General features: G+C 43.6%; 20 protein-coding genes, 1 other RNA gene and 1 riboswitch. Of the genes, 17 read left to right on the top strand and 4 right to left on the bottom strand.

Annotation, left to right across the window (positions count from 1 at the left end):
* Positions 1–14: 14 nt before the first annotated feature.
* The 9 genes from AWM75_RS04115 to AWM75_RS04075 all read left to right on the top strand — a co-directional run bounded on the left by AWM75_RS04115 (position 15) and on the right by AWM75_RS04075 (position 8,316).
* Positions 15–494, top strand: coding sequence for a V-type ATP synthase subunit K (locus tag AWM75_RS04115; RefSeq protein ID WP_067978596.1), 480 nt, complete (start codon positions 15–17; stop codon positions 492–494).
* A gap of 36 nt (positions 495–530) precedes the next feature.
* Entirely contained in the window at positions 531–1,112 is a 582-nt protein-coding gene (locus AWM75_RS04110; protein WP_067978593.1) for a V-type ATP synthase subunit E, read from the top strand.
* 18 nt (positions 1,113–1,130) lie between these two features.
* On the top strand, positions 1,131–2,144 hold the full coding sequence (locus tag AWM75_RS04105; protein WP_067978590.1) for a V-type ATPase subunit: 1,014 nt from the start codon (positions 1,131–1,133) through the stop codon (positions 2,142–2,144).
* Positions 2,134–2,448, top strand: coding sequence for a V-type ATP synthase subunit F (locus AWM75_RS04100; RefSeq protein WP_067978587.1), 315 nt, complete (start codon positions 2,134–2,136; stop codon positions 2,446–2,448). Before AWM75_RS04105 ends, AWM75_RS04100 begins: the two co-directional genes overlap by 11 nt.
* Positions 2,449–2,465: 17 nt before the next feature.
* Complete coding sequence (locus tag AWM75_RS04095; protein ID WP_067978584.1) at positions 2,466–4,244, top strand: V-type ATP synthase subunit A; 1,779 nt, start codon at positions 2,466–2,468, stop codon at positions 4,242–4,244.
* Positions 4,244–5,623: a V-type ATP synthase subunit B gene (locus AWM75_RS04090; RefSeq protein WP_067978580.1), complete on the top strand. Its 1,380-nt coding sequence runs from the start codon at positions 4,244–4,246 to the stop codon at positions 5,621–5,623. The genes AWM75_RS04095 and AWM75_RS04090 overlap by 1 nt, the downstream gene beginning before the upstream one ends.
* A 7-nt stretch (positions 5,624–5,630) precedes the next feature.
* Positions 5,631–6,272, top strand: a complete 642-nt coding sequence (locus AWM75_RS04085) for a V-type ATP synthase subunit D (protein WP_067978578.1) — start codon at positions 5,631–5,633, stop codon at positions 6,270–6,272.
* A 522-nt stretch (positions 6,273–6,794) separates the two neighbouring features.
* An RNA gene (gene ffs / locus AWM75_RS04080) (signal recognition particle sRNA small type) lies at positions 6,795–6,894 on the top strand.
* 126 nt (positions 6,895–7,020) lie between these two features.
* Positions 7,021–8,316 carry an O-acetylhomoserine aminocarboxypropyltransferase/cysteine synthase family protein gene (locus AWM75_RS04075; RefSeq protein WP_067978574.1) on the top strand — a complete coding sequence of 432 codons (1,296 nt, stop codon included), beginning with the start codon at positions 7,021–7,023 and terminating at the stop codon, positions 8,314–8,316.
* A gap of 183 nt (positions 8,317–8,499) precedes the next feature.
* On the opposite strand, the gene mgtE is transcribed toward AWM75_RS04075, so the two are convergent.
* Positions 8,500–9,849: a magnesium transporter gene (gene mgtE, locus AWM75_RS04070; RefSeq protein ID WP_067978571.1), complete on the bottom strand. Its 1,350-nt coding sequence runs from the start codon at positions 9,847–9,849 to the stop codon at positions 8,500–8,502.
* A 65-nt stretch (positions 9,850–9,914) separates the two neighbouring features.
* A riboswitch (M-box (ykoK) riboswitch) is annotated at positions 9,915–10,082 on the bottom strand.
* Between the two features lie 124 nt (positions 10,083–10,206).
* Here mgtE and recQ point away from each other — a divergent pair.
* Positions 10,207–11,985, top strand: coding sequence for a DNA helicase RecQ (gene recQ, locus AWM75_RS04065; RefSeq protein WP_067978569.1), 1,779 nt, complete (start codon positions 10,207–10,209; stop codon positions 11,983–11,985).
* A gap of 61 nt (positions 11,986–12,046) precedes the next feature.
* On the opposite strand, the gene nrdG is transcribed toward recQ, so the two are convergent.
* Together nrdG and nrdD are read right to left on the bottom strand one after the other, a co-directional pair.
* Entirely contained in the window at positions 12,047–12,637 is a 591-nt protein-coding gene (gene nrdG / locus AWM75_RS04060; RefSeq protein WP_067978565.1) for an anaerobic ribonucleoside-triphosphate reductase activating protein, read from the bottom strand.
* A complete protein-coding gene (nrdD, locus tag AWM75_RS04055; protein ID WP_067978562.1) occupies positions 12,630–14,825 on the bottom strand; it encodes an anaerobic ribonucleoside-triphosphate reductase in 2,196 nt (731 codons plus the stop codon). Before nrdD ends, nrdG begins: the two co-directional genes overlap by 8 nt.
* Before the next feature lie 259 nt (positions 14,826–15,084).
* Here nrdD and AWM75_RS04050 point away from each other — a divergent pair, with 259 nt between their 5' ends.
* The 6 genes from AWM75_RS04050 to holB all read left to right on the top strand — a co-directional run bounded on the left by AWM75_RS04050 (position 15,085) and on the right by holB (position 20,158).
* Positions 15,085–15,648, top strand: coding sequence for an LOG family protein (locus AWM75_RS04050; protein WP_067978559.1), 564 nt, complete (start codon positions 15,085–15,087; stop codon positions 15,646–15,648).
* Between the two features lie 15 nt (positions 15,649–15,663).
* On the top strand, positions 15,664–17,448 hold the full coding sequence (gene dnaX / locus AWM75_RS04045) for a DNA polymerase III subunit gamma/tau (protein WP_067978557.1): 1,785 nt from the start codon (positions 15,664–15,666) through the stop codon (positions 17,446–17,448).
* Between the two features lie 20 nt (positions 17,449–17,468).
* On the top strand, positions 17,469–17,783 hold the full coding sequence (locus AWM75_RS04040) for a YbaB/EbfC family nucleoid-associated protein (RefSeq protein WP_067978554.1): 315 nt from the start codon (positions 17,469–17,471) through the stop codon (positions 17,781–17,783).
* A 101-nt stretch (positions 17,784–17,884) separates the two neighbouring features.
* Positions 17,885–18,487 carry a recombination mediator RecR gene (gene recR / locus AWM75_RS04035; RefSeq protein WP_067978552.1) on the top strand — a complete coding sequence of 201 codons (603 nt, stop codon included), beginning with the start codon at positions 17,885–17,887 and terminating at the stop codon, positions 18,485–18,487.
* An 8-nt stretch (positions 18,488–18,495) separates the two neighbouring features.
* On the top strand, positions 18,496–19,143 hold the full coding sequence (tmk, locus tag AWM75_RS04030; RefSeq protein ID WP_067978549.1) for a dTMP kinase: 648 nt from the start codon (positions 18,496–18,498) through the stop codon (positions 19,141–19,143).
* 10 nt (positions 19,144–19,153) lie between these two features.
* Positions 19,154–20,158, top strand: a complete 1,005-nt coding sequence (holB, locus tag AWM75_RS04025) for a DNA polymerase III subunit delta' (protein WP_067978546.1) — start codon at positions 19,154–19,156, stop codon at positions 20,156–20,158.
* Here the strand turns inward: holB and AWM75_RS04020 are convergent.
* Positions 20,155–20,982 carry a GNAT family N-acetyltransferase gene (locus AWM75_RS04020; protein ID WP_067978542.1) on the bottom strand — a complete coding sequence of 276 codons (828 nt, stop codon included), beginning with the start codon at positions 20,980–20,982 and terminating at the stop codon, positions 20,155–20,157. The genes holB and AWM75_RS04020 overlap by 4 nt on opposite strands.
* A gap of 138 nt (positions 20,983–21,120) precedes the next feature.
* Here AWM75_RS04020 and AWM75_RS04015 point away from each other — a divergent pair, with 138 nt between their 5' ends.
* Positions 21,121–21,489: an initiation control protein YabA gene (locus AWM75_RS04015; protein ID WP_067978540.1), complete on the top strand. Its 369-nt coding sequence runs from the start codon at positions 21,121–21,123 to the stop codon at positions 21,487–21,489.
* Positions 21,490–21,531: the final 42 nt, after the last annotated feature.

Here is a 21,531-nt window from a genome sequence, read left to right as displayed (position 1 = left end):
GAGGTATTTATATTATGGAAACATGGTTACAATTTTTTGAACAAAATGGCGGTATGATTTTTGCAATGCTAGGGATTGCTGTTGCAGTTATCTTCTCTGGTATGGGTTCTGCTCGTGGTGTTGGTGAAACTGGTGAGGCAGCAGCTGCTTTAGTTAAAGACCAGCCTGAAAAATTTGCTCAAACATTGGTACTACAACTTTTACCAGGTACCCAAGGTCTATATGGTTTCGTTATCGGTATCATGATCTGGTTAAACTTGAGCCCTGAATTAACACTTTCTCAAGGCTTCCAATATCTGGTAGCAGGTCTACCAATTGGTATTGTTGGTTGGATTTCAGCACGTTACCAAGGTCAAACCGCTACTGCTGGTTTACAAATTCTTGCTAAGCGTCCAGAAAATGTCTCTAACGCGATTGTTTACGCTATCATGGTTGAAACTTACGCAATCTTAGCTTTCGTTATCTCTCTACTATTATATTTAAGCGTTGCTTAAACCAATTGATAGAAAATATGATAGGAGGGGTGTTACGTGTCAAGTATTCAAGCTTTAATCGACCAAGTCTTGGAAAATGTTTCTGCTGAAGAATTAGCGAAACTTCAAGAGGCTCAGGCTGACCAACAGCAAAGTTTAGGTCATGCTAAGAGTCAGATTACCAAGCGTTTAAACCAGCAAAAGGACCAGGTCAAAGAAGCGACCCAGGCAGAATTGCAGCGTAAGGAACAAAGTTACCTTAATGAAATGCGGAATTTACGTTTGGCCGAGCAACAAGAATTGTTGACGAGTGTTTTTAAAGCAGCTGAAGATCGTTTGACCCAGCTGCCAGCGGAAGAATTTGGCCAGCTGTTGCTTTCGGCGCTTAGCCAGCTAGCTAGTGACCAACCGGTAGTTGTTAAGTTGGGCCAAGCTTCTAGCGACCAATTAAGCCAACAAGTTGTTAATGAAATACGCCAGCAATTTCCTGATATCAAGGTAGATAGCGAGCGTTTACCAGGTCAGGGTGGTTTTATTCTCTCCCAAGCGGGTATGGATTATAATTTCACCTTTACGGAAATTCTAAATGATTTAAAATTACCATTATCAGCAACGATTAAGAAACAGGCATTTAAATAGAGAGGAGGCGGTTAATCCATGTCGGATACAGCATATGCTGGTTTAAATACCACGGTTCGTGTGTATGAAACAAAACTGCTAACTCAAGCGGACTATGACACTATGCTAAGAGCTCAGGATTTAGAAAATGTCCTGGCTGTGGTGGCTAAAACGGAATACCAAATTCCAGATGATATTCTGACAAGTAAAGCTTTTGATCAGTTCTTGATGAAGAACTTAAGTCAGGCTTATGCTGATTTATATCAGCAGACACCTGATAAACGAGTCATTGATATTTACGCCCTACGCTACATGTATCATAATCTTAAGGTCTTATTTAAGGAGCACTACACTGAGAAGGACTTCTCTAGTATGTATCTGCCTATCGGTAGCCTGAGCATAGATGAACTACGTCAGGCCGTATCTACAGGGGATAGCCAACTAGGCCTAGACCCTGCCATGCAAGCAGCTATTAGCCAGGTGCGGACCTATGTAGATGAGTACCAAGATTATAATGGCATCTCTGTCATTCTAGACCAGGCCTATCTCCACCATATTTATGAGTTAGCCCAAGAAGTTGGTCATCCTGACTTAGACCGCTATGTGGCCATGACGATAGACACAGAGAATCTCTTAATGATGGCTCGAGGACTCAACCAAGACCAACCACGAAGCTTTATGTATGCTAGTCTAAATGGACAAGGTTCCTTTGAACTAGACGATTTAGTTGATATGTACAATATTGGTGATATTAATCGCATTATCAGTCAATTTGGTCTCCTGAATTATGGTGGCCCATTGAATGACTTAGGCAATCACATTATGGTTGATGATAAGATCAACGTGGTGGGGCTTGAAGAAGTCGTCAACGAAATTCGCGCCGAAGAAATGCGTTTGGCAAGTTTAACAGCTTTTGGCCCTATGCCAGTAATTGCCTATTTATATTTCAAAGAAAACGAAATTGATAATATCCGCTTAATTTTAGTAGGGACAGATAATGGTTTAGACCAAGAAATTATTGAGGAAAGGATGAGACCAATCTATGGCGCATAAAATAGGTGTAGTCGGAGAAAAGGACGTTGTCATCCCATTCCAAATTATTGGTTTCGACACCTTTCCCGTCTCATCAGCTGATCAAGCGCGGCAAACGATTGACCGACTAGCTGAAGAAAATTATGGTGTGATTTATTTAACGGAGTCAATTGCCCAAGAAATTCCCGAAACGGTATCGCGCTATGATGCTAAAGTTATACCAGCTGTTATCCTGATTCCTTCTCATAAGGGATCCTTGGGTATCGGCAAAAAACGGGTTAATGAGAACGTAGAAAAGGCAGTTGGCCAAAATATTTTAGATTAAAAGAGGGAGGAACAGCTTTGAAAGCAGGAAAAATTGTTGAAGTTTCCGGACCACTGATTAAAGCTTCTGGTATGGAAGATGCAGCTGTTCAAGATATTTGCTTGGTAGGGGATTTAAAACTTACCGGTGAAATTATTGAAATGCATGGGGATGTGGCCTCAATCCAGGTTTACGAAGAAACATCAGGATTAAAACCAGGTCAAGTTGTTGAAACAACCGGCCGTCCCTTGTCAGTGGAATTGGGACCTGGTATGTTAACACGCATGTTCGATGGTATCCAGCGTCCATTGGAAGATTTTATGGCGCAAACTGAGTCAAGTTATTTAGAACGTGGGGTTAATATTGATCCTTTAGACCGACAAGCAGTTTGGGAGTTTACAGCAACTATGAATGTTGGCGACCAAGTTGTAGCCGGTGATATTGTAGGTACTGTACCTGAAGGCAAGATTATCGAACACCGCATTATGGTTCCTAATGGCGTCTCTGGCACCATCAAAGCAATCAAATCCGGCAGTTATAAGGTAGATGAAGTTGTTTATACGATTACAACTGACCAAGGCGATAAGGACTTTACTTTGATGCAGACTTGGCCAGTACGTGTTGGTCGTCCCTACCAACGTAAGCATTCGCCTGAACGCATCATGACAACTGGCCAACGGGTTATTGATACCTTTTTCCCAATTACAAAAGGGGGCGCTGCAGCCGTACCGGGACCATTCGGGGCTGGTAAAACTGTCGTACAACACCAAATCGCTAAGTATGCTGATGTAGATATCGTTGTTTATGTTGGTTGTGGTGAACGTGGTAATGAGATGACTGACGTTATTAATGAGTTCCCAGAATTGGTTGACCCTAATACTGGTGAATCAATCATGGAGCGGACAGTTTTAATTGCCAATACCTCTAATATGCCGGTAGCGGCTCGTGAAGCCTCTATCTATACTGGTATTACCATTGCCGAATATTTCCGTGATATGGGTTACTCAGTAGCCATTATGGCAGACTCAACATCACGCTGGGCTGAGGCCTTACGGGAAATGTCAGGTCGTCTAGAAGAGATGCCAGGGGATGAAGGTTATCCAGCTTACCTGGGTTCTCGTATTGCCCAGTATTATGAGCGGGCAGGTATCGTTGAAGTGAATGGTTCTGACCACCGTATCGGTTCAGTTACTGCCATCGGTGCCGTTTCACCGCCAGGGGGAGATACTTCTGAACCTGTTACTCAAAATACCTTACGCATTGTTAAGGTTTTCTGGGGTCTGGATTCATCTCTATCGCAACAACGCCACTTCCCAGCTATTAACTGGTTAGATTCTTATTCACTATACTTGGGTGACGTTACCCGCAATATAAGTGAAGATACCGGCGTAGACTGGACAGCGATGACACGTGAAGCGATGACAACATTACAAAGAGAAAGCGAGTTACAAGAAATTGTTCGCTTAGTTGGTTTAGATTCCTTATCAGAAAAAGACCGCTTAACCATGCTAATAGCCAAGATGCTACGTGAAGATTATCTACAACAAAATGCCTTTGATGAAGTTGATACCACAACTTCTGAAGAAAAGCAGATGAAGATGCTGCGTAATATTTTAGCCTTTGCTCATGAAGCACAAGAAGCCCTGGAATTAGGTGCTTATTATAGTGAAATTGAAGCAGGTACAGCTGAAGTGCGTGGCCGTATTGCTCGGACTAAGTTTATTCCTGAAGCTGAACTTAATAAATTAGATGAAATCAAAGCAGATATCACTAAACAGTTACAGGAAACCATTCAAAAAGGAGGGAATGAGGCCTAATGTTAAAAGAATATAAGACAGTAACAGACGTCTACGGCCCTCTGATGATCGTCGACGACGTAAAAGATGTCGGTTATGACGAATTGGTTGAAATTCAAATGCAAAATGGGGAGACTCGTGTTGGTCAAGTATTAGAAATCCAAGAAGACAAGGCTGTCGTCCAAATCTATGGTGGCGGCTCTGGGATTAACCTAAGAGATACCAAGGTCCGCTTTACAGGACGTCCCCTAGAATTTGGTGTATCAGAAGATATGGTGGGCCGCATTTACGATGGTCTGGGTAACTTAACCGATGAGGGTCCTGAAATTATTCCTGATGAAATGCGCGATATCAATGGGATGGCTATCAATCCTATGGCACGTGACTATCCAGACGAGTTTATCCAAACAGGGATTTCCACGATTGACCACCTCAATACCCTAGTCCGGGGTCAAAAGTTGCCAGTATTCTCAGCAGCTGGTCTACCCCACCAAGACTTGGCAGCCCAAATCGCCCGCCAAGCTACAGTATTGAATGATGATGCCAACTTTGCCGTTGTCTTTGCTGCTATGGGGATTACCTTTGAAGAAGCTGAATACTTCATGGAGTCCTTTAGGGAAACGGGCGCTATCGATCGTTCGGTTATGTTTATCAACCTTGCTGATGACCCAGCTATCGAACGTTTAACAACACCAAAAATTGCCCTAACAGCGGCTGAATATTTAGCCTATGAAAAAGATATGCACGTGCTCGTTATCATGACTGACATGACTAACTATTGTGAGGCTTTGCGTGAAGTATCAGCTGCCCGCCGTGAGGTACCGGGACGCCGTGGTTACCCAGGTTATCTATATACCAACCTATCCACCCTATATGAACGAGCTGGTCGGATTGTTGGGGCTGAAGGTTCAGTAACCCAAATCCCAATCCTAACCATGCCTGAAGGTGATATTACCCATCCAATCCCTGACTTGACTGGTTATATTACTGAAGGACAAATTATTTTGGATGCTGACCTTAACAACCAAGGTATCAAACCGCCAGTTAACGTTTTACCATCCCTATCTCGTTTGAAGGATAAGGGTACTGGTGAGGGCAAGACTCGAGAAGATCATGCATCAACTATGAACCAACTCTTCTCGGCTTATGCTAAGGGTAAAGAAGCTAAGGAATTAGCGGTTGTATTAGGTGATTCAGCCTTATCTGATACAGATAAGCTATATGTTGAATTTACTAACCGCTTTGAAGCAGAGTATGTTGACCAAGGTTTTGATAATAACCGGTCAATCTTTGATACCCTCGATCTAGCTTGGGAATTGCTAGCTATTCTGCCAAAATCTGAACTTAACCGGATTCCAGATAAATATATTGAAAAATACTTGCCGACAGAAGGAGAGTGATCCTTAAATGGCTAATGCATTAAATGTCAAGCCAACTCGGATGGAACTCTCCCGGCTCAAGAAAAGTTTAGCGCTGGCAACCAATGGCCACAAACTGCTTAAAGACAAGCAAGATGAGTTGATGCGCCAGTTTATTGATCTGATTCGTCAGAATAATGAGCTGCGTAATGAAGTAGAGGCGGAACTAACAGGTGCCTTGCAAAACTTCGTGCTAGCATCTTCTTTAATGAATGAGGCCTTTGTTGACGAACTCGTAGCTATCCCTAACCAAGAAGCGACGCTGGATATTCAAACTAAGAATGTCATGAGTGTACGCGTCCCACAAATGACCTTTACTTACCGAGAAGGTGAAGATGAGGATGAAAGTGTTAGTGCTGGCTATGGCTATTTAAATACTTCTTCAGAATTAGATTCTGCCGTTGAAGTTTTAAACGACGTGATGCCAAAGCTTTTGGAATTGAGTGAAGTAGAGAAGACCTGCCAACTAATGGCTGACGAAATTGAATCTACCCGCCGCCGGGTTAATGCTTTGGAGTATCGGATGATTCCGGATACCCAAGAGACTATCGACTATATTCAAATGAAACTTGAAGAAGAAGAACGGTCATCAAAAACTCGGATGATGAAAGTTAAAGATATGGGACAGTAAAATATTAAAAAGAACACCCTGGCTACTAAGTGTGACCATTCACCAGTAGTTGGGGTGTTCTTCTATTTTTTGTCTAGCTTAGTCTAGTGGTATCAAAAGCTGTTTCAGGATCGAATTTACAGAATTGAAGAAGTCTTAACCAATATGGCTGTAAATCTTGCTATACTTAACTTGTCAAAGTTGTAAATAAGCACAATTCAAGCATATATGATTAATAAAGATTAGTGATTACAAGTAGTAAAAGACGGTGATTTCAATGCATAAAAAGAAAATAGTTACACTTCCTATAACTATAGTATTTATAATCATATCAATTGCTAATTTTTTCAGAGACTTGTCCCCACTACTTTTTATTTTCAATATCATCGGTTTGACCTGTTTTTCATTACTCCTGGCTAGTCAGATTCAAGCAAAGCATTAATTGACGATAAGACTGAGACTTTTTGAAATAGATGAGCCAATAGCGTTTTTTTAACTGTCGGCTTGCATCTGATTTTTATTCATGTTATGATGGTCTTTGCCGAAAGGCCTTATGGCGAGGATGGGTGTGTGAACCGGGTCAGATTGGGAACGAAGCAGCCCTAAGCATTACCTGTCTTGTGCCGTAAGTAAACTTGCATATTAACCTGGCTTAGGCCAGGTCTTTTTTTTATATATAGTGAACGATTTTAACGATCAATGATTATCAAAACTTAATAAGTTAATTAGCCTGGCTTCTTGTTATACTAGCCTAAAAGGAGTGGAGACCATGTCAAAAGAAAATCTAAGTCATAAATACCAAGGTTTTGAAACCCTTCAGGTTCATGCCGGTCAAAATATTGATAGTGACCAAGGGGCCCGGGCGGTGCCGATTTACCAATCAACATCATATGTATTTCAAGATGCTGACCAGGCCGCCAATCGTTTTGCTCTAACTGAAGCTGGCAATATCTATTCGCGTTTAACTAACCCAACTGTAGCCGTTTTTGAAGAACGGATTGCAGCCTTGGAAGGTGGTACTGCTGGATTAGCAGTCGCTTCAGGGTCGGCTGCTATTACCTACGCTATTTTAAATATTGCTGGCGCTGGTGATGAAATTATCTCAGCTGCTACCTTGTATGGAGGCACTTATAATCTCTTTTCAGTAACCCTGGACCAGCTGGGCATCAAAACCCATTTTGTTGATGCTAACGATTTGGACCAGGTTGCTAGCCAAATTAATGATAAGACCAAGGCAATTTTTGTAGAAACTATTGGTAACCCACGTACTAATTTAATTGATATTGATGCCTTGAGTGAACTGGCTCACCAACATGGTCTGCCAGTTATCGTTGATAATACCTTTGCCACGCCATATCTTTATCGACCATTAGAACATGGGGCGGATATTGTGGTCCATTCCGCAACCAAGTTTATTGGTGGTCATGGGACAACCCTAGGTGGGGTGGTTGTGGAAAATGGTCAGTTTGATTGGAAGGGTAATGACCGCTTCCCAGGTTTTAGCCAAGGTGATGTCCACTATAATGGTTTAGTCTTTGGCGATTTAGCACCAGCTGCCTTTACTACTAAAATTAGGGCCCAAGTTTTACGTGATACCGGAGCTGCTTTACAAGCCCTGGATGCCTTCCAATTATTAATCGGGACAGAAACCCTGTCACTTAGGGTAGAACGCCATGTTGCCAATGCCGAAAAAGTCGTTGACTTTTTAAATAATCACGAAAAAGTGGCCTGGGTGGCCTATCCAGGTCTAGGGGATTCACCAGATTATGATTTAGCGCAAAGAGACTTCCCACGTGGCGTCGGTTCCATTTTCTCATTTGGAGTTAAGGGTGGTCGTGAAGCTGGCATTAAGTTTGTCGATAGTTTAGAGCTTTTTTCTAACCTAGCTAATGTGGCTGATGCTAAGTCTCTAGTTATTCATCCGGCATCAACCACTCACGCCCAATTGAGTGAAGCCGAACTCCAAGCAGCTGGCGTTACAGAAGATTTAATCCGCCTGTCAATTGGTATCGAAAATGTTGATGACATCATAGCAGATTTAGACCAGGCCCTAGCTCAAGTCTAAAGCTAATAACCATTCAGGCATAATATTTGTAATTTTAGGCGTTATTAACAATAAAGCGCTTAAGTTATGTTAGAATAATTTTGGTAGCTATAGGTTTACCCATGTCCCACACCTGCTGTAGGCCTATAGCTATTTAAAAGGCAAGCCAACTGGTATATCCAGCTGGCTTGCCTTTTTGTATATTTATAAAAGATGTAGTAGATAGGTGGCCAAGCTAAAGTAAATTAACAGGCCGAAAGTATCGTTAATGGTTGTAATAAAAGGACCTGAGGCTACGGCTGGATCAATTTTTAATTTGGTAAATAGGCTTGGTACCAGGTAACCGATGACGGTAGAGACGCTGAGCGTTAGCCATAAGGAGATAGAGATAATTAAGGAAAGCACAAGATTACGGTGAAGTAGGTAAGAGGTTAAGCCTAGGCAGAAACCGGCTACTAAACCAATAATCACCCCGGCACAAAATTCATGCCACACTCGTTTGGATAAGCTCATGGTTTGGTCTTCGCCAGAGGTGATTCGCCTTACAGCAACGGCCAAGGATTGGGTGCCGACATTACCGGCAGAATCCATAATAATTGGCATAAAGGCTGCTAGGGCAACGATTTGGGCGATGGTATCTTCAAAAGCAGCAATCAAATTAGCAGAAATCAGACCTAGGAAGATAAGGATAACAATCCAGGGTAAACGACTCTTAGCAATTGCTAGAATTCCTTCACCTTCATGACCCGGCTCATCGGCGGATTGGATAGCCGCAAACTTATGGAAGTCTTCACTGACTTCCAAATCAACTACATCCATAATATCATCGATTGTTACAATCCCGACCAATTGACCAAGCTCATCTAGGACTGGTACGGCTACTAGGTCATAGTCTTTAATGATATGACTAATGGCTTCTTGGTCAGTATAGCGGTCAACTGTGATCAGTTGACTGGTCATTAGATCACTGACTTTGCGCCCCCCCTCAGCAATAATGAGAGATCGTAGTGAAATGACACCTAGCAAGCAATCTTGCTCATCGACAACGTAAATATAGTAGAGCGTTTCTACTCGGTCGGCCATTTGGCGCAGGCTATCGATGACTTGATCAACAGTTGCTTGATTATTAACCTTAACCATTTCAGTCGTCATTAAACTACCAGCAGTTTCAGCTGGATAATCCATAAGCTGTTCAACGGCCAGACGGTCTGGGCCTGCCAACAGCTTGAGGACCGCTTGTTGGTCTGCTATAGTTAGACCTTGGATAAAATCCGTCAGCTCATCCTTAGGCGTATGGGAGAAGACACCCGCCATATAATCATGGTCCAGCTTGTCCCAGGCTTGATAGCGTTGGTCCTGGTCTAGTATAGCAAAGAGGTCGGCAAATTCAGCAGCTGATAGCATGTGAGGAATTTGTGCCTTTTTTTCTGGATACATGTAATAGAAAACTTGGACCTGGTCCCTTTGGTGTAATTTCAGGAAAAGGTGACGGAATTGGTCACGGTCTTTTTCCTTAAGGGCCTTAAAAATCATGTGGTAGTATTGTTGTGTCATGGTAATTCCTCCTAATTGCCGAAAGGAGGTTACTATAATTAGGGGGCTAGGGGTGGTTAAACCACAACTTGTCCTCTTCGCTTACAGTTTCAGCACTTATTAGCATAGGATGGCTCCAGCCACATTAGAAAATTCCTTAATTCGAAAAGTTCTGCTGACCCGTTGGCGTCTTTGGACGTTTCTGGGCAGTGGCGTATCTCTAATATAAGTAACCTCACTTGACAAGGCATTTATTTACTTGTCAAGCTTAGCAAGTTAGCGCCAATAAGTCAAAAGAATATAAGCTAAGATTTGTATAAGATGGTTTAAACTATGGCCGAAAATTAGTATCAGATTAAAATAGAAAGGCGGGATGCTTTGTCTACTCAAGCCGCTTTAGAAAAATTACAAGAATATTTTGGTTATTCAAGCTTTCGTCCAGGCCAAGATCAGATTATTGAAGCTATTTTAGCGGGACACGATTGTTTAGCCATTCTCCCGACCGGGGGCGGTAAATCTATTTGCTATCAAATCCCCGCCCTCTTGTTACCAGGCTTAACAGTAGTTATTTCACCACTAATCTCTTTGATGAAAGACCAGGTTGATAGCTTGAATCGCTACGGCATACCAGCCGCCTACCTTAATTCAGCTACTTCCAGTGATGACTATCAAACAATCGTCCAGGGTATATATAGTGGCCAACTCAAGCTACTCTATCTAGCCCCAGAACGTTTAGACCAGACGGGTTTCGCGGACTGGCTAGCCCAGCAAAACATCAGCATGCTAGCAGTTGATGAGGCTCATTGTCTATCCCAATGGGGACATGATTTTAGGCCGTCCTACCGGCAAATTAAGGGGTTTCTAGCCAAATTAGCAATTAGACCTGTCCTAGCAGCCTTTACGGCAACAGCGACAGCTCGTGTGCAAGCTGATATTATTCAGCAATTAGATTTAAATCAGCCGCAGACCTTTGTAGCGAGTTTCGACCGGCCCAATATCCGTCTAACGGTCCAGCAACCAGAAGCTAAAATGAAAGCCTTAATGTCACGCTTAAATCACGACCAGGCCACTATTATCTATGCGCAAACCCGCAAAAATGTTGATAAAATCTATGACCACCTGAAGAAGAAGGGCTATGCCACAGCCAAATATCATGCCGGCCTGACTAGCCAAGACCGCCAGGTTAGCCAAGAGGCTTTTATTCATGACCAGGTTAATATTATTGTTGCTACCAATGCTTTTGGCATGGGGATAGACAAGACGGATGTCCGGCAGGTTATCCATTATAATATGCCAACTGATTTGGAATCCTATTACCAAGAAGCCGGCCGGGCTGGTCGTGATGGTTTGCCAGCCGAAGCCGTTCTCCTTTTCTCTAAGCAGGATATAATGACGGCTAAGTTTTTAATCCGTGACAACCAGGACCCCTATGTTGACCGTCGCTTGCAAGCTATGATCCAATATGCCAACCAGACATCTTGCTTGCGTCATTATTTATTGGCTTATTTTGGCGAAGACCAACCTGGTTCTTGTGGGAATTGTTCCGTTTGTTTGGGCCAACATCAAGTGAAAGATATGACCCGTGAGGCTCAAATGATACTATCCTGTCTGATTAGGATGGGTTATGCTTACGGTGCCACCCTCTTAGCCCAAGTTTTACGCGGTGCCAATAATCAGAAAATCCGTGACAAGGGTTTTGACCGCTTATCGACTTATGGCTTGATGCAGGCTTATCCTGAGGGCCAAGTAAAAGATATTATTTCGCAATTGCTGGCTGATGGCTACCTACGCTTAACTGACTATCGCGGCCTAGTGGTGACTGAACGGGCTCGTGAGATTTTAGCTGGGACCAAGCAAATTTTTATCAAAGAAGAGCTGGCGACTGCTAAAAGTAGGCCCTTTACCAAGCCAGATTTGCCAGTGGTGGATGATGACCTTTATGAAATTCTCCGTCAAGTCCGTTACCGTCTGGCTAAGGAGGAAGGGGTACCAGCATATGTTATTTTCAGCAATCAATCTCTGGCGGATATGGCTAACCAGCAGCCAACTGAGTATAGTGAATTTCTAGCTGTTGAAGGGGTTGGTGAAATTAAGGCTGAAAAATATTGGGAAGAATTTACCCAGGCGATTTTAGATTACCAAGACCAGCAAGACTAGTTAAAAACCCACCGTCTCAAACGAGGACGGTGGGTTTTAGTCTTGTTATTAATAGTAGACGCTAAGGCAGATTGTCATATTGGCCATCTTGCCACAAGACGAGCTGGTTGTTGTTGGCTCGCGTTTTGTTCATATCAATAATTCTTTGGTTGCTAGACCCACGAAAACGTAGATTTAAATCACGCTTGCTAATATCAAAGCGGCCATCCACTAGGACGTCAACTTCAGCCAATAAGGCTAGTTTGTCAGGACTTTCGGCTAGCAATTCTTCATAGTAATAACCTGACCAGGACCAAATATCCTTGGTCTTACCATATGTTTCTCTCACTCTCTTAACCAGTGGTAGGAGGATGGGCGTATTGAGAAAAGGTTCGCCTCCCAGGAGAGTCAGACCCTGGACATAGTCATGAGCAAGGTCGGCAATGATTTGATCTTCTAATTCTTGGGTATACGGAATGCCGTAGTTAAAATCTTGGACAATTTTATTGTAGCAACCCTGGCAGTTGAAGAGGCAGCCAGAAACATAAATGCTAGACCGGACCCCTTCGCCATCAACAAAGTTGAAGGGTTTATAGTCAGCGATTCGACCTTTGGATAATTTGTTAGCATCCCATTGCTGGGGCTTGGGGTTGTTATATAATTTTTTAACCATTAGCATCGCCTTCATTGTCAAAATTCGTGGTGGTCCGCATATGCTTGACCCTAGCATTGATTTCTTTTTGCCGGCCTTCAACCATGGGACGAATTTGGGGGTTGCCAAGATAGCCACAGGTTCTTTTTACTACATCACAGGATTCCGGATCATTATTGCCACATTCCGGACATTTGAAACCATGGGCGGTCGGGTCAAACTCACCATCAAAGCCACACTGATAGCAATGGTCAATTGGTGTGTTAGTTCCTAAATAACCCACTTTATCATAGGCAAAGTCCCAAACAGCTTCCAGAGCCTTAGGGTTATGTCTTAAATTTGGGTACTCACAATAGTGGATAAAACCACCAGAAGAGTATTGAGGATAAGGGGCTTCAAAAGTTAATTTTTCAAAAGGACTAGGATTTTTACGGACATCATAATGGAAGGAGTTTGTATAATAACCTTTATCAGTAATATCTGCGACCTCCCCGAATTTGGCGAGGTCAAGCTGGCAAAAGCGGTCGGTTAGACTTTCACTTGGGGTGGCGTAAAGTGAAAAATGGTAGCCATATTGTTGCCCCCAATGGTCAGTTTGTTCCTTAAGCGCTTTAAGAATATTCAGGGTAAAGTCTTTGGCTTCAGTATTATTTTCCCACTCAGGCCCGTAGAAGCTAGTAGCAACTTCGTAAAGGCCAATATAACCCAGAGAGATAGTTGCACGTTTATTTTTAAAGAGCTCATCTACTTGATCATCGCTAGCTAGGCGTTGGCCAAAAGCGCCATGTTGGTAGAGAATAGGGGCATTTTCTGGTTTGGCTTCTTTAGTGCGTTCAACCCGGTAAACTAAGGCTTGGCGGGCGATCTCAATTCTTTCAGCCAATATTTGCCAAAAAATAGCTTGGTCACCATGGGCTTCTAGAGCTATGCGGGGCAGGTTAAGGGTAACCACACCCAGGTTCATTCGTCCCTGGCTAACATCACGGCCGGCCTCGTCTTGCCAGGCTTGGAGGAAGGACCGACAGCCCATTGGCGCCTTGAATGATCCGGTAATATCAACAATTTTATCGTACATGAGCACATCAGGATACATCCGCTTGCTAGCGCACTCTAAGGCCAACTGTTTAATATCATAATTGGGGTCAGTTGGTTTTAAGTTAGTACCGTCTTTAAGGGTGAAAACTAATTTGGGAAAAATAGCGGTTCTTTTTTCGCGCCCCAGTCCTTGGATACGAATTTTTAAGATAGCCTTTTGAATTTCCCGACTAAACCAGTCTTGACCCAGACCGAAGCCCAAGGTCGTGAAGGGCGTTTGGCCGTTGGAAGAATAGAGGGTGTTAATTTCATACTCTAGACTTTGCATGGCATCATAAATGTCTTTTTCGGTTTTTTGATAGGCGTAGGCTTCCTGGCGGTCAGCTTCTGCAATCCATTCCTGGGCTGTTGCTAGGTGTTTTTCAAAGTTTAACTTGGCATAGGGAGCTAGCACCTCGTCAATTCGGTCAGCTGAACAACCGCCGTATTGACTTGAGGCGACGTTAGCCACAATCTGGGCAATCTGAGCAGCCGCTGTATTAACTGATTTAGGTGATTCTACCTCAGCGTTACCAATATGGAAACCATTAGCCAACATTTCTTTGAAATCAATCAGGCAGCAATTGGTCATGGGTGAGTAGGGTTGGTAATCTAAATCATGGTAATGGATGTCTCCTTTGAGATGGGCATTGGCCACAGCCTTAGGCATCATAGCTAAGCCAATAGCTTTAGCGGATACGCCAGCTGTTAAATCACGGCCGGTATTAAACACCCGGCTATCTTTGTTGGCATTTTCATTAATAATACGCTTATTCCCAGCCAATAATTCATCCAGTTTCACTTGGACGTTTTCTTGTTTTTGCCGCTTTTGCCGTTTGTCTAGGCCGAATCTATAATAGTTCTGAGCAGCTTGATGGAAACCGGCTTCCTCAAGTACCGAGATGATTGTTTGACTGATTTGTTGGCTAGATAGTTCCCCGGCCGTGTTAGCTAGTTCTTGATAAATATGTTGATAAATCAGGTCTTTTTGCGATGGATTTAAGTCTTTCAGGACCAGAGCTAAGCTTCTTTCAATTTGATGAGGTCGAAAATGGGCCTTGCTCCCATCGTACTTACTGATGATTCGTCCTAACATCTTGTCCTTATCAACCGCTTTTAAAAGTAGCTGGTTCATATGTCCCTCTTCCTTTCCGTTATTAATAAGGTCTGCTTATGGTACAATTATATTTTGGATACTTGCTTAGACCTTAATTTCGACTCTAGTTAGTATACCCCCAACATATAGTGTTTTCAATATTATAAGCAACTATATGTGGGTCGTGAACAAGTTTTGCACTAAAAAATTGCTTAAAGGCGGTCGTTTAGCTTTATCCAAATTGATGGCACTGAAAAATAATTCTTATACAGTACATTAAATGTTTAGGAGAGAAAGAATGAATATTACCGTATATTGTGGAGCCAATCATGGTAAGCAGTCTGCCTATGTTCATGCGGCGCGCCAGCTGGGAACTTGGATAGCCCAACAAGGACATTGCCTGGTCTACGGTGGCGGAAAAGCCGGTTTAATGGGTGTTCTAGCTGATGAAGTGCTTGGCCATGGTGGCCGAGTTATTGGCGTTATCCCAGACTTTTTAGTTGATCGTGAGGTTGCCCATGCTGGTCTCAGCGAATTACATATTGTCACCGATATGTCCGTACGCAAGCAAAAAATGTTTGATTTAGGCCAAGCTTTTATTGCACTTCCCGGGGGCCCAGGCACCCTAGAGGAGCTGACAGAAGTTTTTTCTTGGGCTATTTTAGGTAAAAACGCCGCCCCAGTTATTGTGTATAATGTAGATAATTATTACCAACCGCTACAAACCATGTATCAACAAATGGTTCATCAGGGCTTTTTAGCGGCTGACCAATGTGCTAGCTTGCGCTTTTGCGACTCACTTGCAGCCCTAGAGGCCTGTATTAATGACTACAGGCCCCCAAGGGTAAGAAGCTATGATTAATTAGGAGGAAGAAGATTGACCTACCAAGCTCTATATCGGGTATGGCGCCCGCAACGCTTCGACCAAATTGTGGGACAGACTGCCATCACCACGACCTTGCGTCACGCCATAGCTGCCAATAAAACCAGCCATGCTTATCTATTTACTGGTCCACGTGGGACAGGTAAGACATCGGCAGCAAAAATTTTTGCCAAGGCAGTTAATTGCCCCAACCAGGTGGATGGTGAGCCTTGTAATGACTGCCAAATTTGCCAAGAAATTTCGGCTGGTAGTCTAGCAGATGTCGTTGAGATTGATGCGGCTTCTAACAATGGGGTTGATGAAATACGCGATATTCGTGATAAGGTCCGTTATGCACCAACAGAAGCTACTTATAAGGTCTATATTATTGATGAGGTGCACATGCTTTCAATGGGTGCTTTCAATGCTTTATTAAAGACTTTAGAGGAACCACCAGAGCATGTTATTTTTATTTTGGCTACGACCGAACCCCACAAGATTCCTGTAACCATTATTTCTCGGACCCAACGGTTTGATTTTAAACGAATTAGCCCATCTGCTATTGAGGACCGTTTAGCTTATATCTTGGACCAGGAAGAGGCTGGTTACCAGGAAGAGGCATTGGCTATAATTGCCAGAGCTGCCAATGGTGGGATGCGGGATGCTTTGACGATGACAGACCAAGTACTCTCATTTGGACAGGGACAAGTCGATACTGAGACGGCACGTTTAGTGACAGGGTCGCTCAGTGAGGACCAGTTGGTTAATTATGTTACGGCCCTCAGCCAGGCTAAAACCCAGGAAGCTTTGACACTTGTTCATCAGTTACTGGACCAGGGGCAAGAAGCTACCCGTTTTATTGAAGAGTTGCTGGCTTTTAGTCGCGACTTACTCTTGGCCCAGCAGGTAGGCCAACAAGCAGACCAGGTGCTCAGTATGAAGTACACAGATAACTTCTATAAATTAGCTGAAAGTATATCACCGGCCTTTCTATATCAGGTAATGGATAGTCTACAGACTACCCAAGAAGAAGTGCGCTATAGCTTGCAACCAGCCATATACATTGATGTGGCGACTATCCGGCTGGCTAGCCAAAAACAGCCGAATTTACCAGCTAGTAACGACCAATTAAGTAGTAACCAGACTCAATTAATCCAGGAATTAAACCAGGTCAAGGCCCAGCTAGCAGAACTAAAATCTGATCATGGTGAAACTACCAAGCTCAGTCAGCAGGCCCGAAACCAGGAAAGTAAGGGAGCTAAAGTTAAGGCAAGTGATTTTAGGCCTAATTATCCTTTAATTTATCAAACTTTAGCCCAGGCTACTGAGCGTGATCGTGACCAAATCCAAGCGGTTTGGCCAGAAATTGTAGCTGATTATAGCAATATGGATGGTGCCTTACTTAAAGCGACCCAACCTGTAGCGGCTAGTCCAGAATACTTTGTAGTCAGCTTCGATTATGATATTATTTGTTCACGTGTAGCTAGTGACCAGGAGATTCAAGCAGGTGTACAAGCCAAAATTAGCCAACTGGTTGACCATCCAGGTAAGATGTTGGTGATTAGCGCTAACCAATGGCAAGAAGCCAGAAGCACTTATGTTAAAGCCTATAAATCCGGTCAGCTGGACCAGTTATTAGGTAAGGTACAAAGTGAAGTAAACACGGACCAATCTAAGCAAGGGGACCAGCTAGCTGCTAACAATCTAGACCAAGCTAGTTTAAATGCAGACCAGGAAGACCTGGTTCAACCGGCTATTGACTTGTTCGGGGCTGATAATGTTACAATAAGTGATGATTAAGCATAAAGGAGAGAGTTTAAATGGCAGGCGGAATGGCAAATATGCAAAAAATGATGAAGCAAGCACAGAAGTTACAGAAACAAATGGAAGCCACGCAAAAAGAGTTAGAGGCTAAAGAGTTTATTGGTAAGGAACCATCAGGTATGGTAACTGCTACCTTAACTGGCGACCGTCGTCTTAAGGATCTTTCTCTGGCCCAGGATGTGGTAGACCCAGAGGATACCGATATGCTTCAAGATTTGATTATTGCAGCTGTTAATGATGGCTTAGACCAGATTGACCAAGAATCTGCCCAGACAATGGGACAATTTACCAAAGGCATTCCTGGCTTCTAAGATTTGAATAGATGGGCTTTGCTAAACCAGCAAGCGGCTAGGCCGGGTGTGACCACCCGGCCTGCTTTTATCTAAAATAATTGATTAGAGGAGGAAAACAAATGCAGTATCCAGAGCCTATTAGTCGTCTCATCGATAGCTTTAAAAAGTTGCCTGGAATTGGGCAAAAAACAGCTGCCCGTCTCGCCTTTTTTGTGATTAATATGCCCGAAGCTGAGGTGCTCCAATTTGCTAATGCTCTCATTGATGCTAAAAGAGAACTGGTATATTGTAGCGTTTGTGGCATGATTACCCAGGATGATCCCTGCAGTATATGTAGTGATGACCGACGAGACCCATCAGCTATTTTAGTTGTGGAGGATTCTCGCGACGTTATGTCTATGGAACGGATGCAAAGCTTCCAGGGCCGTTATCACGTCCTGCACGGTGTTTTGTCCCCAATGGAGGGGACTGGACCAGAAGATTTAAATATCACTAGCCTGCTTGGTCGTTTGCAGGATGACCAGGTTAAGGAAGTGATTATCGCAACAAATGCGACGGCCGAGGGCGAGGCGACAGCCACCTATTTATCTCGCCTCATTCAACCAGCGGGAATTACTGTCAGTCGGATTGCTTATGGCTTATCAGTTGGATCAGATATTGAGTATGCTGACGAAGTAACCTTGCAGCGAGCATTCGAAGGTCGCCGCCAGATTGGAAAGTAGGGATAAGTGTGAAAAAAGGTGCTTTTATTACTATTGAGGGACCAGATGGTTCAGGCAAATCAACGCTGATAGCTGGCTTGGCCCCACGACTTGCAGACTATTTCGGGGACCAGGTCGTTTTTACGCGGGAGCCGGGAGGAGATCCGATAGCTGAGGATATCCGCCAATTAATTTTAGCTGATAAAACGACTACTATGGATGACGGCACGGAAGCAATTTTGTTTGCTGCTAGTCGCCGACAACACTTGGTTAGCAAAATTCTACCTGCGCTAAGCCAGGGTAAACTAGTTATCTGTGATCGTTTTGTCGACTCATCTATCGCCTACCAAGGTTATGGTCGCCAGCTAGGTGCCCAGGCGGTGGCCCAACTTAATGATTTTGCTACCCAGGGTTTGACCCCAGATTTGACACTTTACTTAGATTTGCCAGCTCAGGCTGGATTAGCGCGAATTTTTCAAGGACGCAACCAGGAAATTAACCGCTTAGACCAGGAATCACTTGCCTTTCACCAACGTGTTGTGGCCGGCTACCAAGCTCTGTGTCAGGCTAATCCAGACCGCATCAAGCGGTTAGATGCGAGTCAGTCACCAGCTGATATCCTGGACCAGGCTTGGCAGGTATTGCAGCTTAACTGCCCCCAATTATTTTCTGATTAAGGAGCTAGCCATGTCTTTTGCAATTACTGAAAAACAGCCCCGTTTGACGCAACTGATGACGCAAGTCGTGTGTGCCAATCGTCTTGGCCATGCCTATTTGCTGGCTGGTCAGGCTGGTGCCGGTCCAGCTGATATGGCCTTATATTTATCCTGCGCCTTATTTTGTCAGCAAGCCCAATCAGGGCAGCCATGTGGTCACTGCCAGCATTGCCAACGCATCATTAAGGAAGAATTTCCAGACGTCACTAGAATCCGACCCGATGGCCAGTCAATAAAAATAGACCAGGTCCGAGCCGTTAAGCAGGACCTGGCCATGTCAGGATTAGAAGGCAGCCAGCAAGTTTTTATTTTTTATGAGGCTGAAAAATTAACGTCCGGTGCAGCTAATGCTTTGTTAAAGTTTTTAGAAGAACCGCATAATGGGGTCTATTTTTTCTTATTAACCAAGCAAACTGACCAAGTGCTAGCTACGATCCAATCCCGTTGTCAGCTGGTTTATTTTCCTAGCCTAGCAGGGAATCAAGCCATTACCCATTTCAAAGACCAAGGTTTAAACGATTCAACGGCCCGCTTGATGGTAAATCTGACCAAGGATATTACCAGTGCCCAGGAGTTGTTGGCGGATGAAGTATTTACTAAACAGGTAGATTTAATCTTAGCTTGGTTGGCCCGCTTGTTTAGTCAGGATGCGCGCGCTTTTACCATGGTAGCTAGTGACTGGATGAAAATTTCTAAGGATAGGCCTGCTAATATGCGTCTTTTACAGACAGTGTTAGTCTATCTCTATGATCTTTTTTACTTAGCCTGTCAAGGGGAGGCCAGCCAGGATGAGCAGATTTATTTGCCTCATAATAAAGTGACTTACGCTAAAATTTTAGCGCATACAAACAAAGAGGCAGTCAACCAAGCTATTGAGGCCCTTCATCAGGCTGTTATGATGCTAGCAGCTAATGTGCCTGTTCAAGCCAGTTTAGAGTACTTTGTTTTGGCCACCTGGTTAAAAGACGATGTTTAAAATTTAATCTGGTAGTCTTGGCCTTGTTGCCAGGCCTGGTTGGCCATTTTAATGTCCTGACGAATCGTTTGTGGAATAGGGCGGTGGCAGCGTATTTGATAAGCGTGATCTGTAAAGCCCCTTTTCATGTAAAACTGATAGGCGGGGCTCTCTTGGTCCACCCGTAAGATGATTTGCTGGTTGGGTTTAGCTAACTGGCAAATTATCTGTAGTAATTCACTTCCGATACCTAGTCCTCTGAAATTAGGGGTTACGGTAAAGTTGTCTAATTCCCAGTAGCCACCATGGTCAATTAAATCTACAACGGCTGCTGGCTGTCCCTGGTAGCTAGCTGAGAGATAACTGAGCTGGTCGCAATTTTGGTAATGGGTATATAGACAAGCCATATCGTTTGCTAGCTGGTGAGAATATTCCTGGTTATAGGCAAATTGTTGGGCCAGATAGCTGGAGCTGGCCTGGTCGCTTAGCTGGTAGCTTAAGGGCTCTTTAAGGGCTGGACCAGGCTCAAAGTTTTCGGGACTAAGCACCATTAAACGATTAAGCTCTAATAGGTAGCCGGTCCTGGCTAAGCTACGCATCATTGACGGCAGGATGCCAGTGTTTTCTGGCCAGTGCCAGGCGTAGTATAGCAAGTCTAGGTCATAGGCAAAGTCTAGGTACTGATTCTCTAGGAGTGCCAAGCTTTCATCATCCTTGGGATTGAAGTTAAGCTGGCAGTAGTTATAGCTATAGCTAGCCGGGGTAAGCTCTTGACCATAAAAGCAGTATAGTTGACGATCTTCTACTCGGGAGTGGTAGGTCCATAAATTATTGAAAGTTATCATAAATCCTCCTTAGGGCTAGTGTAAAAAAATGTTGACTCTTTGACAAGAACTTATGACAAGCGCTAGGCTGAATGAAAAAATTGTGCTAAAATAGCTAGCAGTAAGTAAAGCCTTTAGAGTATATATGGGGGTGAGCATGTGAATAATCGAGATGTGACCGCCGAGCTTAATGATATGCAGGCTAGCCTAGACTTAATGCAGGCTAATTTAGATAAATTAAACCAGTCCTGGCAGGAAGTAGCTGTAAATAACCGTGATTTAGAGACTGAAAATCGTTATCTGAGAGAACGTCTCCAAGAGCTCACGCTATTATATGAGACCAGCCTCCAAGACCAGGTAGTGAATAGTGGGCCGGTTAGTGTCCCAAGTAAAGAAAACGAAGGTTTATCCAAAGCACGGTTGAATCTCAAAAATATTTATGATGATGGCTTTCATATTTGTAATGAATTTTATGGCCAGAAGCGGGAAGCAGGAACAGAATGTCTCTTGTGTGTAAATAAATTATAAAAATAACCGGGGAGCTAGATTAATTCTGGCTTCTTTTGTTTA

The organism is Aerococcus urinaehominis, from assembly GCF_001543245.1.
GTDB lineage: Bacteria > Bacillota > Bacilli > Lactobacillales > Aerococcaceae > Aerococcus > Aerococcus urinaehominis.
This window is presented reverse-complemented; position numbering and strand designations above follow the sequence as displayed.